We start from the raw sequence: 15,235 nt of genomic DNA on the forward strand, positions 1-15,235 counted from the left end.
CTTCCTTACCCCTATTTATGAAACCTTTTCATTGTTATGTGAGTTATATATTGTATAGCATAACCATAGGAGGTTTACGTGACTAATCTACATACTCAAAATTTCCTTCCTTATTTTTTTATGCTCCCTGCTCTTCTAATAGGGATGATCACCATGATCTCCTATGGCGTAGGCTTTCATATTTGGATACAGAACATGTTCATCTGGGTTGTTGGCATTAGTTTTTGCTATGTTATGTCAACAAAAAATACCTTTAAATTTTTAGATATTAGCCCTCTTTCTATTCTAACTTTTTTAATCTTTTTACTCATTATGCCCTTTTGGTTTAATGGTATAGAGGGTGTCCATCGATGGATAACTTTCGGTCCTTTTAATTTTTATATAGCTAGTATTTGTTTGCCTATATTAATTATTAATTTATGGACGCTTTCAATCAATAAAAATTTATCATTCATGATAGGATTCATGTTCCTCATAGAAGGTATATTATTATTGCAACCTGATGCAGGGCAAATCACTGCGTTCGCTAGTGCATCCACCATTATTTTGTGGAGAGCTATAGAAAATTCCATTTGGAAGTACATTTCACTACTCTTATTAGCTTTTTTTGTCATCGCATCATGGATTTTTCTTGATCATTTAGCTCCAGTCCCATATGTCGAGCAAATTATTTTTTTAGTGGCTGATATGGGCAGTATTTTTCTTTGTTTAGGTGTTTTAGCACTCCTATTGTTAATTTATCCATTCTTTATCCCATGGAAAAAAGATACCTTGTCATTAGCTTTAGGCTTATATTTTCTAATGACAATCCTTGTCACATTCGCGGGTCATTTTCCTATGCCTATTATGGGCTATGGCATTTCACCAATTATTGGCTATCTCATTGCCATCACAGCTATACAAAAAATAAAAATTGAACAAACCGAAAAGAAAGGATTTACAAACGATGAAAACTGAACTAGAAGTAAACACTTTAAAATCATTTCAAACTGAATTAACACGCTTCTTTTTAGCTTACAAATTTGCTCTACAGGAAGTGGAAACGAAAATTAATATATTACAAGAAGAATTTAAGTTAATTCATGAATATAATCCAATTGAGCATGTATCTACACGTGTAAAATCACCTAAAAGTATTTTAACGAAGATGATGAAAAAAGAGCTTCCTCCATCGATAGAAGCTGTGCGTGAAAATATCCGCGATATAGCTGGTGCTCGCATCACCTGTTCCTTCGTGGAGGATATTTACAAGGTAAGCGCCATGTTACAAGCACAGCATGACATAGAAGTTGTTGAGGTGAAGGATTATATAGCCAATCCAAAAGAAAATGGCTACCAAAGCTTACATCTCATTATTAAAATTCCTATCTTTATGTCAGACCATATGGAAAAGGTCTATACAGAGATCCAAATTCGTACAATTGCAATGGATTTCTGGGCAAGCTTAGAACACAAAATTTATTATAAGTATAACAAAGAAGTACCTGAGCATATTCGACATGAATTAAAGGAAGCCGCGCTACAAGCAGCTGAATTAGATCGAAAAATGGAGCGACTGAATAAGGAAATCAATATTTTAAAAGAAAATGAAGCCGAGCCTTCATTGCTAGACAGTACCCCCATCGCACATTTAGCGAAATACTTAACGGAACTACCTGGCAATAAAATAATGGATGACGCTCTATTCAAAAAGTAAAATTATGCTATGGTTTAGTCATCAAATAAAAAACCCACCTCACATGCTGCTTGACCACAGAATGTGAGGTGGATTTTACTATTAGTTGCTATTGCGCCTTCCTTGTGGATTTCGTTGCTACAAAAAAGGAGAAAATAAGTGCACCAATAGCAAAAATAAAGGTAGCTATATATACATAACTGACGCCATTCGCGATAGTGTCCTTTAAAAAGCTTACTTCTTCTAAATTAAACCCACCTTTTGCAAATTCACCGTTTAATTGAATTTCACCTTTTCCTAATGAAGCCATTTTTTCACTCGTTGCTAGGTTGAAAATCATACCGAATAGCGCTGCACCAATCGCTTGGCTAAATGTATTTGTAAAAGAGTTCAAACCAATTGAAATACCAAGCTGCTTTGGATCTGCCACCTTTTGTATGGAAATCATCAACATCGGCATAATAAAGCCCATCCCAAGCCCTATTAACGATGAGGCGAAATAAACGCTGAAATCACTAGAATCTGAAGATAGTCTTGCCAACAATAGTGTACCCGTAACAAGTAAAATCGTACCCATTTGGATAATGCGTTTATTTGTTAAACGACCGATTAAATAACCTGCCATAATCGAGTTCACCGTCCAAAAAATAGACATTGGTGTTAATAATAAACCAGCCTGCGTTGCATTTTTGCCTAAAACACTTTGAGCAAATATAGGAATATAAACAGTTACACCAATGACAATAGACATACCGCTTAAAGTTAATGCATTAATGACCATTAGTCGTCCATTTTTAAACAGTGTTAACGGAATAATTGGCTCCTCTGCTCGTAACTCCACCCAGATAAAAATACTTAAGAATACAAGAGCAACACCGTACATTAACAGCGATTGACCTGATAACCAGGTTTGTGTTTTACTGTTTTCGATAATAACAAATAGTAACGCAACCATGCCAATTGTAAAAAACACTGCACCTAGGTAGTCAATTTTACGCTTCACTGCCTCTAGTTGTTCTTTATAATGTTTAGCAATTAAATAAATAGAGGCTAAACCAAACGGTACATTAATGAAGAAAATAAAATGCCAAGATACTTGGTCAACTATAAAGCCTCCAAATAACGGACCTACTACACCAGAAACGCCCCATACCATACTTAAATAGCTTTGTCCTTTGGCACGCTCTTTTTCAGTCTTAAACAATTCACCCACCATTGTTAATGTAATCGGCAAAATTGAACCTGCGCCGATACCTTGAATTGCTCGAAAAACAATTAATTGCTCCATGGATTGAGCTAAACCACATAACATAGAACCTACTAAAAAAATAATGATACCTGTAATAATCATCCGTTTACGCCCAAATAAATCGGCTAATTTACCAAAAATAATCGCCGCTATGGCTGAAGCTAGTAAATAAGCAGAATAAATCCAGCTTATTAAGTCTACGCCTAATAAATCAGCTGTTATACTCGGAATAGCAGTACTAACAATAGTTCCCTCAATTGCAGCGAGTGCTGTTACAAGTAATAGTGCAATAAATACTTTATTCATTCTGTCACCTTTTCCTTTCCTGCATGACATACATTACCAAGTTTGAACTAGAATTAAAAGAGAAAGGGATTCAATTTATGAAAAAAATAAACGATGTTTTTATGTTTTACTAGAAAAAATCAATAAAAAAGCAGCAAGAATGTTAATCAACATTCACTCGCTGCTTATTATCTATCAGTTAAATCGTTGAGCAATCATATCGTAAATATAACGTGCTTGGTCATATTCAGGTTGTAAGGTAAAGGCTTGTTTCAAATGATACATTGCATCCTCTGTTTGTTCAGTAGACACGGCATATAGTACGCCTAAATTATAATGTGCATCTGCATTATTCCAATCCTGTTCAACCAAAAGATCCAGTTCCTGCTTCCCTTCCTCAAACATTTCTAATGCACATAACACTATCGCATAGGCTAAACGAATCTGTGTATCCTCTGGAGCAATTTCTACCGCACGTTGTAAATATGGTAATGCCAATTTTGGGTTATCCAACCGTTCAAAGCATTTCCCCATCATATAATAGACATCGGCACCTTCAATATGATGTTTTAGCGCTTGCTCATATAGCTTCACAGCCTCGGCATAGCGTTCAGCATTGTAATATAAATTCGCTAGACCGTAATAGGCTGTAGCTGCTGATTCATCTACAGTGATTGCCTTTTGGAAGAAACGTTCTGCGCGTTCAGTATCCTCTAATACGGCTAATAAATTGCCGAAATTTACATACCCAATAGCATTTTCAGGCTCTGCCTCTATTGCTTTTGTAAATAGTTGAGCAGCATCCTCATAACGTTTTTCTTGAAATGCTTGGATGCCCTGTTCATTATAATTCATTTGTTCTTCACCTCTATGTAGCGAAAGACTGCTTTTAGGAAGCCAAGAGGCCATAAAAGCAGTCTTAACGCAATTTATCCAACATATGTTAGTTTTTCATTACGTTTAAAGACTTCATCAATCGTTCCGCCACCCATACACTCTTCTCCATTGTATAGTACTACAGCTTGGCCAGGTGTAATTGCACGTACAGGTTCTGCAAATGTAATGTGTGCACGCCCATCTGGTAAAATTTCAACTTCTACTGGTGTATCAGTTTGACGATAACGGAATTTTGCGGTGCAAGAAAATTTCCCAGGCAATTTTTTTGTCGAAGTATAGCTCATTTTCACAGCTGTTAATGATGTTGAATACGAATATTCATTGTCAAAGCCTTGTCCAACAAGTAGAACATTACGTGCTAAATCTTTTCCTAGCACAAACCAAGGCTCGCCATCCCCACCAATACCAAGCCCGTGTCGTTGGCCAAGTGTATAGTACATTAAACCATCGTGTTGGCCCATTACAACGCCATCCATTGTTTCCATTTTCCCAGGTTGCGCTGGTAAATATTGACTTAAGAACTCCTTGAAATTACGTTCACCGATAAAGCAAATGCCTGTTGAATCTTTTTTCTTTGCCGTAGCAAGGCCAGCTTCTTCTGCAATTTTTCGTACTTCTTTTTTCTCTATATCACCAATTGGGAACATTACATGCGCCAATTGCTCTTGCGATAATTGATTTAAAAAGTATGTTTGATCTTTATTATCATCAACGCCACGTAACATTCTAACTTCACCATCACCATTACGATCAATTCGTGCATAGTGACCTGTCGCTAAATAATCAGCACCAAGGTTCATGGCATGCTCTAAAAATGCTTTAAATTTAATTTCTTTATTGCACATAACATCAGGATTTGGTGTACGCCCTGCTTTATATTCTTCTAAAAAGTATGTGAAAACTTTATCCCAATATTGTTTCTCGAAATTGACAGCATAGTATGGGATACCAATTTGATTACATACTTTTATTACATCGTCATAATCTTCCGTTGCCGTACAAACACCGTTTTCGTCTGTATCATCCCAGTTTTTCATAAAGATCCCGATTACTTCATACCCTTGTTGTTTTAACAAGTATGCCGCCACCGATGAATCTACCCCACCTGACATGCCGACAACAACTCGAATTTGAGAGGGGTCACGTGTTTCTTTCATTGTGGTCACCTTTTCTTTTATCTAATTACAGTTTATGTTTCCATATTTTAACGAAACATAACATAAGTATTTTGCAAATTATTTTTTAGCTAGTTTTTTCACAATTTGAGCCGTTTTTTCTGCTGCATCTTGTATATCCTTTTCCGTTAAACCCTGCCCAAAGCTGAATCGGATTGAATTCCGTAGCTCCTCTGCACTTTGTCCAAACATTGCTACTAACACATGAGAAGGATCAATCGATCCTGCAGTACATGCCGAACCACTCGAAACATAGATACCTGCCATATCAAGGTTCACTAAAAATGATTCTACCTCCATGCCTGCAAAGCTAATATTTAAGACATGAGGCAACGAATACACCTCATCACCATTTACATGGAATGCTAGCTTTTCCTGTGAAAAAACAGCAAGCATAATTTGCTTAAAGTGATTGTATAGTGAACGCTTTTCTTCACGCAACTCATTTGCAACTTGCACTGCAGTCGCAAAAGCAATAATGGCAGGTATATTTTCAGTACCTGCACGACGTTTTTTCTCTTGTGCGCCCCCAAGAGCATAACTTGCTAACGGTGTTCCTGCTTTTTGATAAAGGAATCCAACACCTTTTGGACCGTTGATTTTATGAGCAGATACACTTAATAAATCCACCTGTAATTCATTTACATCAATGCACTCTAAGCCATAAGCCTGAACCGCATCTGTATGGAATATGGCACTATGCTCACGCAATAACGCGCCAATTTCAGCAATTGGCTGAATCGTTCCTACTTCATTATTTCCATACATAATTGTTACTAAAATGGTATCATCACGAAGGGCTTTTTGGACATCCTCAACCGCGACACGCCCTCTTTGATCGACAGGTAAATAGGTCACCTCAAAGCCATCACGTTCAAGTTTTTCACACGTATGTAATACTGCATGATGCTCTACTTGCGTTGTAATGATGTGTTTTCCTTCATTTGCACGGGCATAGACAGTTCCTAAAATTGCCATATTATCAGCTTCTGTGCCACCACTTGTGAAAATAATTTCCCCTGCTTGCGCACCAATTGATTTCGCCAATAGCTCACGTGCATCATCTAGATATTTCCTTGCTTCTCGACCTGCTTTATGAATACTCGATGCATTGCCAAAAACCTCTTGCATAGCAGTCGTCATCGCTTCTATTACTTGGCCATTCATTGGAGATGTGGCCGCATGATCGAGATAGATATATGAATTCATGTTGAAAACTCCTTTTTAAACTCTGTGACATCCGCCAGAGGCTTTCGCTTGATTCAGTTAATGCTTGCAAAATAATACAAGTGTTCTTCGCTCCTCTATAAGTGGGGAGTCTTCCGTACTTAGTGGTTCATTTTAGTACAAAAACATTGCTGAATCGAGATAAAAGCACAAAACCCACATCACTCATCGTAAAAATAGTCATTGGGATGTGAATAGTTCACAATCTCCCATAAAGATGAAGTGAATGCAGGAGTAGCGCTTTAGCTTAAACTATTTTAAATATAGAACATGTAGCCTTCCACTACATTTTCTTCTGTATACTGTGCTAAATCTTCAATTGTCGTTGTATCTAACACATTTTTTACTGCATCGCGAATACGTAGCCATAACTCACGCTGAGGTGCTTCTTCATTTTCAATACCCTCTACTGGTTGAATCGGCCCTTCTAGCACACTAATAACATGGGCTGCTGAAATTTCGCTAGGTGGATTTGCTAGCATATAACCACCATAAGCACCACGTACACTTTTTACTAAGCCTGAATTACGAAGCGGAGATACTAATTGCTCTAAATATGCCTCTGAAAGCTCCTTTTCCGCCGCAATTTTACGCAAGGGAATTGGCCCTTCCCCATAATGCTTTGCTAATTCAATCATAATTGTAAGCCCATAACGGCCCTTTGTTGAAATTTTCATTTTATCACCCTCAATTAGTCTAGTCAAAATACTACCAACAGTATATCATAATCTCCTCTTGATGAACTCGGAAATACACCTAGAAGGATATGATATACTAATTAAAGCGATTCAAAATCGTTCAAAATCCATATGAGTGCTTTATTTTAGCGTAAAAAATGTATGAAACAAAATGACAACGACAGAAAGGGGAAGTTATTTTGCACAATGAACCACTCGCTTTTCGAATGCGACCTTTGACCCTTGATGAGATTGTTGGTCATCAGGATTTCATTGGTCCCAACACAGCCCTTTATAAAATGATTCAAAATGAACATGTCCCTTCTATGTTGCTATATGGAGAACCTGGAATCGGTAAAACATCCATTGCCAATGCCATTGCAGGAAGTTCCAAGCTCCCTTTCTTCGCACTTAATGCCACACGAGCTGGCAAAAAAGATGTGGAAGATATTGTACAGGAAGCCAGAATTTCAGGGAAAGTAATACTTTTCTTAGATGAAATTCACCGTTTCAATAAATTACAGCAGGATACGCTGTTACCACATGTAGAAAATGGATCAATTGTATTAATTGGTGCCACGACAGAAAATCCATATCATGATGTTAATCCAGCAATTCGTTCGCGCTGTGGCGAAATTTACCAGCTGAAACGCTTAACGAAGGAAAATTTAATCGAACTAGTTGAAAAAGCACTGGCTGATGAAAGACGGGGACTAGGTAAATATCATTTTGCCTTAACACCATCACAAATTGAACAAATTGCAGCCGCAGCAAACGGAGATGCACGAAAGGCATTAACTTTGCTAGAATCCATTTACTATGCCAGTGATGAGGTGGATGGACAAACGGTTGCTGCCGACCATGTCATTGAACATCTCATTAGTCGAATTGGTGTGTATGGTGATAAAAAAGGATCACATTTTTATAATTTACTATCAGCCCTGCAAAAATCTGTGCGTGGCAGTGATACTAATGCTGCTCTGTATTATTTAGCGCATTTATTGGAAACAGGTGATTTAGTGGCTGTCAGCAGACGCCTACTTGTGATGGCCTATGAAGATATTGGTCTAGCTAATCCCGACGTCGGACCTCATATATTAGCTGCTATTCAAGCAGCAGAACGACTAGGATTACCAGAGGCACGTATCCCACTTGCGAGTGCTGTCATTGAAATGTGCCTTGCCTCAAAATCCAACTCAGCCATTGTGGCAATTGATGCTGCCATTAAAGCTATTCATGAAGGCAAAACAGGTGATATACCTCATCATTTGCGAGATGCTCATTACGAGGGTGCAAAAGATTTAGGACACGTTGGCTATCAATATCCTCATAACACACCAATTGGTACTTTTGGTGGTTGGGTAGACCAACAATATTTGCCAGACGAACTTGTAGGAACTGAATTCTACAAACCTGTTATTGCTGGTGAGGAAAAGCGCATGGCTGGCATCTACGACAAACTAAAATCATTTCATGATAAGAAATAATAAAACAAAAGCAAAGTCACTATCTTAAGTAATTGAAATGACTTTGCTTTTTATATAACAACAGGATGGGCTGCTCTAGCAATCATCCCGTAAAGCTCGGGTTATTTGTCGTATATCGTTCTTGATAAAACAAATTTAATGGTTCTGCCAAATGTCGAAGTGATGGCAAGATGGATTCTTTCACATCTCCTTCATTTGCCTTACTATGCAAAAAAACAATCAAATTATACGACTGATACAACAAGCTCGCGAACTCTTGACTGTTTTCTCTTACCTCAAAGCGAATTGCTTTTACAGCAATTGCTTGTGCAATTTTTTGTTCTCTTGTTTCACAGGAGGGCTCCTTACTTAATTCATCATCCGACACTCTGTATAACCGTTTTAATGCACCATATACCTCTTTATTTCCACTAAATCGATCTTTTAACCATTGCAAGACAAATTGCAAAAGAATGACTGCATACATAAGGGAAAGACATTCATCGCCACGTGATTTTTTTGCTAAGCGTTGGAAATATTCTGCTTGTGTGACTAGTTCAAAAAGAATTAAACGTATTGGATAAAGCATGGCATGACCGCTATTGATGTACAGCTTTTCTCGATCTCTATACATAGCCAACCAAATATCTTTGACCAATGAAATAGATTTCCTTGTTGAGAGCGCTAATTGACATTGAATAAGCTCCTGCTCAATTGTCGGTTGGATAAGCTGTAGAAATAAAAGTTCATCTTCCTCACTAACTAATAAAAGCGGATTTTCCAAATTCGCCAAATCTATTTCTATTCCATTTACAATCATTGCTTAGCCCCCTTCCCATAAGTTTTTACAGCGTTAAGCAGAGTGAGCATATCTATTACCCATTTTTTAACTATAATTCGACAAAAAAACATAAATACCTTTCTAGAAAATATGTCTTTTTACTTTCCCTACAACTAAAAAAGAATCCACGCTACTAAAAAAGGCAAGTAAATCACTCTCTTTCCAATCGAACATTGTAGAAAGACTGATTCAATTCCTATTAGTTACGTAGATTCTTGACGTATAGGCTATTTTCAGAAAATAGATAGTCTATTATTGTCTAAGGTCTATGCTGGAAGTTCTTGATCCACAAATAATTTAAAGTGTTGAAGACATTGCTTCACTTCACCTTTTTGTGACAGCACCTCGTTGCGTATGTTTGTTGCTTTTTCTTCATCCTCTAGCACTTCAGTTAAAAGAGCCATGATATCTTCTAATAATTGCTCATTCTCTTCCTGCTCAATACTCGGTAAGGAATACGCTGCTATTTTTAATAAATGCTCTACTTTTTCAGGTGTTTCTTGCAAAGCATTCGAAGAATAATAGGTCGATGCAGCTAAAAAGTAGCATAATTTTGCACAACAATCGATAAATAAATGCCAATACGTATTTGCTTTTGGTAATTCCCCTGCCCGTTGATTAACATATTCCTTATAATAGGTAGTGACTTGTATATATAAAGGATTCAATTCTCTCATGGCTTTCGGATAGTTGTTGGATGTATCCAAATAGTCAAATACAATGGCATTCATTTTCTCTTGAAGTTTAACAATATCTAAATGATCACGAATTACTTGAATTTCCATTTTCCCACTCTCCCATATGTCATTTGCTGTTTAGCTTCCTGGCTATTCACTGAGTAGCACCAAGCATCCCAAACAAACAGATCGATTATCTAATGGATGATTCAAATTATAGCAATAAACCATCTGAAGTAGTGTGGACATGAAAAAAATAAGACAATTTCGTGAATTAATAGCATTTTATGTACATAAGAGGAACTATTTTGGTAAAATTATACCCTTTGTACATAATCCTCAAATAAGCATGGTTCGTTTGCTCGATCGATAATTTCAATAATACTTCCATGCACATATTTTTTAATGCGCTTTTGAGGTATATAAAAATAAGCATTGTTCATAATTAACCATTCACTTAATGTTAAATCACTACCTGCTTGTTGATTCGTTAAGATTTTTTTGTGTCGCAGAACATCGGCCATTTTATAAAAACCATCTGACAATTCGTAGGCTGATACATCAAAATTAAAAATGGGGCTGACAACCTGTCCAACATCAAAAATATGTATAGTTTGGTTTTCTTCATCTATAGCTAACTCTACTGTACTAATCTCGTCAAAAAGATTTAAACCTCTATACGCCATTTGATAAATTTTTTCCATTTGTATACGCCTCCTTTTTTACAACGGTCTAATTGTAACATAGAAAAAGTAGCTACCTCTAAAGACAATTAAGGCAGCTACTTCTACGAAAATGAACATTTATGCTGTTTTTTGACTATTACCAAAGCACCGTACTTGGTATTAACCTTGTACGCGCGTAATTTTCACATCTTTTAGGATGGTATTGACTACCCAGCTTGCTGCAATTAAACCTGCTACCGACGGTACAAAAGCGTTAGATGAAGGTGGCATCTTTGCTTTACGAATTGCTGCATCAGGCTTACCTACATGTTCGACAACATCTGGACGTACGACAATTGGACTTTCATCTGAAAATACAACCGTAACACCCTTATGAATTCCTTCTTTACGTAGCTTAGTACGAATGATTTTAGCCAATGGGTCTGTATGTGTTTTTGAAATATCTGCAATTTGGAAGCGAGTAGGGTCCATTTTATTTGCTGCACCCATGCTTGAAATAATAGGAATATTACGCTTTAAACATTCCTTCATTATATGAATTTTATACATCACTGTATCACTTGCATCGATCACATAATCAATACCTTGTGCAAAAAATTCTTCATAGGTTTCTTCCGTATAAAACATGTGCATGTCAATCACTTCACATGCTGGGTTAATATCTGCAATACGCTCTTTCATGACAGCTGATTTTGATTGACCAACTGTTGATAAGTATGCAACAAGTTGTCTGTTGACATTTGTGATATCTACATTGTCCTTATCGACTAGAATAATACGGCCGATTCCGCTTCGTGCACATGCCTCAGCAGCAAATGAACCAACACCACCCACGCCAAGAATGGCAACCGTTGTATTTTTTAATTTCTCGAGACCCTCTGTTCCTATTGCGAGCTCGTTACGTGAAAATTGATGTAACATCCTGACACTCTCCATCTATGAAATTTTATTAGTAAACCTAGTTATATACTAAGATAAAATCAAAACCTATCTTACATTTTATCATGTTATTGTTCAAGATAAAAATATAAAGAAAAAGTCAAAATTGTCTACTTAAATCCTCTGAGATAATAATCCATAAAAAGATTTCATCCCTTTTAGTTCAATATATGGTAAAATAGCACTTTAAAAATTAGTTAATTTAATTAGGTAAATCTTAGATAACATTATGCTCAACCACATAAAGAAAAAGAGATTGATGACTCAATCTCTTTCTCACTCTTCTTTACTTTGTAAAACCAAATGATGCCCATGGTTGAATGCATGTTAATAAAAATAGTTCTTCCTCTACAATGCTAGCTACGACATTACTCGATCCTGTATTCGGAATGTCCTTTAGCACAATCTGTAGCTCTCCCTTATAACGAACATCTAAATTATTATCAATCGTGACATCTCCTCTTTTTAATGGCCGTATATCATGCACAGGAAAATCTCCATTTTTATATTTCACACGGGATTGGGTGCTTCGAATCACGTATTCAGACACATCACCTCGATTAAAATGAGGCTCTTTATAAAGAATTGTCTCCTCTAGAATACTTGTGTCTTCAGACTGGACAACCTTTAACTCAAGCTTATTACGATTTAATTGTCCTAATGCACGTAGTTCTTCCTTAGAAGCGAACATATTGCCAATAATACAATCGTCAATTAACCCTGTATGCCATAAATCTTTCGCCTGTACAGTGATTGGGAGATGACGGTGTTCCTCTAATGTAGGTAACCCGTGCTCTGTTTGCTCCCAAGGTCCATATTGACCATGTTGTGAGGAGATCATCGCTGCCGTTCTCACATTGTGCGCTTTAAAGTGCTGTGACGTTTGTAAAAAATGCTGACGAGATAGCCCAGTAAAGCGTTTTGGATAAAAATTATGACAGCCGATAATGTTCTCTTTATTGGGCTGATAAGAGATAATATTATCTACATACTTCGTACCATTACTAATGTTTAATTCTATTTTTAGATGACTCCCATCAAGTGACATCAACGCTTCTTCTTGACCTGAAAATCCCATATCTAAACGTAAGGCTGCCAAATAATAATGTTCTTTTAAATAGCCAATATCCTTATAGGTTAAGCCTAAATCATCAAAAATACCTGGTGCAATATCAGCGGATATATCAAAGCCAAGGCGTTGCGCAAATTCGTTGATTTGTTGTAATTTTTGACGCTCCTCATCCTGTTTTAATGACATTAGGCATGTGAATATACGATCAAAGCCATTGTCATGAGCCAGTTGAACATAGCGCTTCATCTCCTCTAGCGTACTATGCTGCGGATATAGCGAGATTCCTAATCTTTTCACTTCAAACCCTCCGTTAATTGACGCTTATACTTCCACTTTTTGTCCTCTGGATTCCACTACAGATTCCTCACTCTGTGCCGCTAAAGCAGCTTTTTGCTCATTCTGCCTTGCCATACGGTTCGCCATTGAGATAAATGGCAGATAAATACAAACAGCGATGACAATTAAAACCATACTCAAAACTGCACCACGCCAAGATTGAGTTGCTAAAAAACCATTAATAATCGGCGGTGTTGTCCAAGGCGGTGAAACGGTAGCGGCTGGCACCCAGCCCCATTTCGTTGCAAAGAATGCAATTGTTACGTTTATCATTGGTGTCAAAATGAACGGAACAAATAAAACCGGATTTAATACAATTGGTAACCCAAAAAGTAATGGCTCATTGATATTGAAAATCCCAGGTGCTGCGGATAATTTCCCAACTGTATTATATTGCTTATTCTTTCTCGCAAATATGAAAATCGCAATAATAAGTGCTATTGTTGTGCCAGAGCCTCCCATATTAATAAAAGCATCAAAGAATGGTTTATTGACAATGTAAGGCGCAACTTTACCAGCAGAGATTGCTGCAACATTTTCATTAATAGCTGGTAAATTAATCGTTTGCATGAATGGTTCGATGATATTTGCTCCATGTACGCCAAGTGTCCATAAAAATGTAGGTATAAATGCCAAAATTAAAGCAGCAAGCCATGTATTTGTTAGACCCATAAATGGCTCTTGAATCGCAGAGTAGAAGGACCCGACAATATCTGGTATATCAAAACCTGCTGAAATAATTGTACGTACTAAAGCAAATATTCCAATCGTAATAATGGCAGGAAGTAACGCAGCAAATGATTTGGCAACAGCTGGTGGTACACCAGTTGGCATTTTAATTAGTAGTTTAGGATTGCCAGACAATCTACAAAACAATTCTGTAGAAAGTAGTGCTACAATCAGAGCAATAAATATACCACCCGTGCCTGTTGTTAAGCCGGTTAATCCGCCTTCCCCGAAAGTCCCAAACGTCATGTAGCTTGATAGACTAATTACTCCAGCAGACAGACCATCTTTTTGATAACTTTTAGCAAGATGATAAGCAACAGTAAAGGCAAGTAGCAGTGAAATGATATTAAATGTAGCACTCCAAATATTACCGCCAAATTGAGTCCATGTCTCATGTTTCCAAATGGCATCGAGTGTATTTTGATAAAATTTGATAGGCAAATTGTTAATAAGTACAGCCAAAGATCCCACAATCGTTAAAGGCATAATCGTAATAAATCCGTCACGAATGGCAACTAAATGACGCTGATTCCCAACCCTAGCAGCAACCGGTACAAACTTTTCTTCTAAAAAACGGAACACTCACATACACTCCCTTTACTTTTTATTGATAACATCAAAATTTGATGTTACTCCCCTTGGATTCGTTCATATAGCTCAATCATTTCCTGTGCTAAATCTCGAAAAGTAATAGCATTCATTAAATGATCCTGGGCATGAATTAATAACATGGAAACCTCTACCTTTTCTCCCCTTGCTTCTTGAGACAGTAACCCCGTTTGAGCATGATGCGCTTCAATTAATGACTCATTCGCTAATTTGATTTTTTCTTTTGCTGCCTCAATTTGCCCCTTTTTTGCTAGCTGAATAGCTTCCATACACTCACTTTTCGTATTTCCACTATGCACAATCAGTCCCATAATGGATGCCATTAATGCTGTATCTTCCATTCCCCATTGCCCCTTCTTTCATCCAATTAGTTGTAGAGCCTGTTTCAGGACATTTTCACCGTTCATCATGCCGTAATCCGCCATATTGATCACATCGATTGGAAAACCTTTATCCTTATATTTTGTTTCAAATGACCCTTTCAAATAACGAACCTGTGGGCCTAATAAAAGAACATCAGCTTTCTTTGTCGCTAATATTTTTTCCACCTCTCCTTCTGCAATGGCGTAAATATCCGCTTCAATATTTTGCTCTTGCGCTGCTTTTTGCATCTTTGACACTAATAAACTAGTACTCATACCTGCTACACACACTAACATGATGTTTTTCATTCGATACACTCCTTTTATTTTCTT

At 37.1% G+C, this 15,235-nt stretch carries 16 protein-coding genes; 3 read left to right on the plus strand and 13 right to left on the minus strand.

Annotation, left to right across the window (positions count from 1 at the left end; all coding sequences use genetic code 11):
* The first annotated feature begins 78 nt into the window (after nucleotides 1–78).
* Both NY607_RS06260 and NY607_RS06265 read left to right on the plus strand, forming a co-directional pair.
* Complete coding sequence (locus NY607_RS06260; protein ID WP_237898288.1) at nucleotides 79–957, plus strand: putative peptidoglycan glycosyltransferase FtsW/RodA; 879 nt, start codon at nucleotides 79–81, stop codon at nucleotides 955–957.
* Complete coding sequence (locus tag NY607_RS06265; protein WP_237898289.1) at nucleotides 947–1,696, plus strand: GTP pyrophosphokinase; 750 nt, start codon at nucleotides 947–949, stop codon at nucleotides 1,694–1,696. Before NY607_RS06260 ends, NY607_RS06265 begins: the two co-directional genes overlap by 11 nt.
* A gap of 88 nt (nucleotides 1,697–1,784) precedes the next feature.
* Here the strand turns inward: NY607_RS06265 and NY607_RS06270 are convergent, their stop codons facing one another.
* The 5 genes from NY607_RS06270 to cymR form a co-directional block, all read right to left on the minus strand.
* On the minus strand, nucleotides 1,785–3,230 hold the full coding sequence (locus NY607_RS06270) for an MDR family MFS transporter (RefSeq protein WP_237898290.1): 1,446 nt from the start codon (nucleotides 3,228–3,230) through the stop codon (nucleotides 1,785–1,787).
* Nucleotides 3,231–3,404: 174 nt separating this feature from the next.
* Nucleotides 3,405–4,064 carry a tetratricopeptide repeat protein gene (locus NY607_RS06275; protein WP_259419335.1) on the minus strand — a complete coding sequence of 220 codons (660 nt, stop codon included), beginning with the start codon at nucleotides 4,062–4,064 and terminating at the stop codon, nucleotides 3,405–3,407.
* 74 nt (nucleotides 4,065–4,138) lie between these two features.
* Nucleotides 4,139–5,263 carry a tRNA 2-thiouridine(34) synthase MnmA gene (gene mnmA / locus NY607_RS06280; RefSeq protein ID WP_259419336.1) on the minus strand — a complete coding sequence of 375 codons (1,125 nt, stop codon included), beginning with the start codon at nucleotides 5,261–5,263 and terminating at the stop codon, nucleotides 4,139–4,141.
* Nucleotides 5,264–5,341: 78 nt separating this feature from the next.
* On the minus strand, nucleotides 5,342–6,490 hold the full coding sequence (locus NY607_RS06285) for a cysteine desulfurase family protein (protein ID WP_237898293.1): 1,149 nt from the start codon (nucleotides 6,488–6,490) through the stop codon (nucleotides 5,342–5,344).
* A gap of 275 nt (nucleotides 6,491–6,765) precedes the next feature.
* Nucleotides 6,766–7,185, minus strand: coding sequence for a cysteine metabolism transcriptional regulator CymR (gene cymR, locus NY607_RS06290; protein WP_004226809.1), 420 nt, complete (start codon nucleotides 7,183–7,185; stop codon nucleotides 6,766–6,768).
* A 200-nt stretch (nucleotides 7,186–7,385) separates the two neighbouring features.
* On the opposite strand from cymR, the gene NY607_RS06295 reads away from it, so the two are divergent.
* Nucleotides 7,386–8,672, plus strand: a complete 1,287-nt coding sequence (locus NY607_RS06295; protein ID WP_237898294.1) for a replication-associated recombination protein A — start codon at nucleotides 7,386–7,388, stop codon at nucleotides 8,670–8,672.
* An 82-nt stretch (nucleotides 8,673–8,754) separates the two neighbouring features.
* Here NY607_RS06295 and NY607_RS06300 read toward each other — a convergent pair whose 3' ends face one another.
* The 8 genes from NY607_RS06300 to NY607_RS06335 form a co-directional block, all read right to left on the minus strand.
* Nucleotides 8,755–9,471, minus strand: coding sequence for a hypothetical protein (locus NY607_RS06300; protein ID WP_237898295.1), 717 nt, complete (start codon nucleotides 9,469–9,471; stop codon nucleotides 8,755–8,757).
* Nucleotides 9,472–9,758: 287 nt separating this feature from the next.
* Nucleotides 9,759–10,277: a hypothetical protein gene (locus tag NY607_RS06305; protein ID WP_237898296.1), complete on the minus strand. Its 519-nt coding sequence runs from the start codon at nucleotides 10,275–10,277 to the stop codon at nucleotides 9,759–9,761.
* Nucleotides 10,278–10,486: 209 nt separating this feature from the next.
* The gene (locus tag NY607_RS06310; protein WP_237898297.1) at nucleotides 10,487–10,873 is read right to left on the minus strand and encodes a hypothetical protein; all 387 of its coding nucleotides are present in this window, start codon (nucleotides 10,871–10,873) and stop codon (nucleotides 10,487–10,489) included.
* A gap of 141 nt (nucleotides 10,874–11,014) precedes the next feature.
* Nucleotides 11,015–11,776: a tRNA threonylcarbamoyladenosine dehydratase gene (locus NY607_RS06315; RefSeq protein ID WP_048392126.1), complete on the minus strand. Its 762-nt coding sequence runs from the start codon at nucleotides 11,774–11,776 to the stop codon at nucleotides 11,015–11,017.
* A 304-nt stretch (nucleotides 11,777–12,080) separates the two neighbouring features.
* Nucleotides 12,081–13,163 carry a DUF871 domain-containing protein gene (locus tag NY607_RS06320; RefSeq protein WP_259419337.1) on the minus strand — a complete coding sequence of 361 codons (1,083 nt, stop codon included), beginning with the start codon at nucleotides 13,161–13,163 and terminating at the stop codon, nucleotides 12,081–12,083.
* Nucleotides 13,164–13,187: 24 nt separating this feature from the next.
* Nucleotides 13,188–14,513 (minus strand): PTS sugar transporter subunit IIC, encoded by a 1,326-nt coding sequence (locus tag NY607_RS06325; protein ID WP_237898299.1) that lies wholly within the window; start codon nucleotides 14,511–14,513, stop codon nucleotides 13,188–13,190.
* Between the two features lie 47 nt (nucleotides 14,514–14,560).
* Nucleotides 14,561–14,881 (minus strand): PTS lactose/cellobiose transporter subunit IIA, encoded by a 321-nt coding sequence (locus tag NY607_RS06330; protein ID WP_004226783.1) that lies wholly within the window; start codon nucleotides 14,879–14,881, stop codon nucleotides 14,561–14,563.
* Between the two features lie 18 nt (nucleotides 14,882–14,899).
* Complete coding sequence (locus tag NY607_RS06335) at nucleotides 14,900–15,211, minus strand: PTS sugar transporter subunit IIB (protein WP_103118482.1); 312 nt, start codon at nucleotides 15,209–15,211, stop codon at nucleotides 14,900–14,902.
* Nucleotides 15,212–15,235: the final 24 nt, after the last annotated feature.

This window comes from Lysinibacillus sp. A4, from assembly GCF_024919535.1.
Classification (GTDB): domain Bacteria; phylum Bacillota; class Bacilli; order Bacillales_A; family Planococcaceae; genus Lysinibacillus; species Lysinibacillus capsici.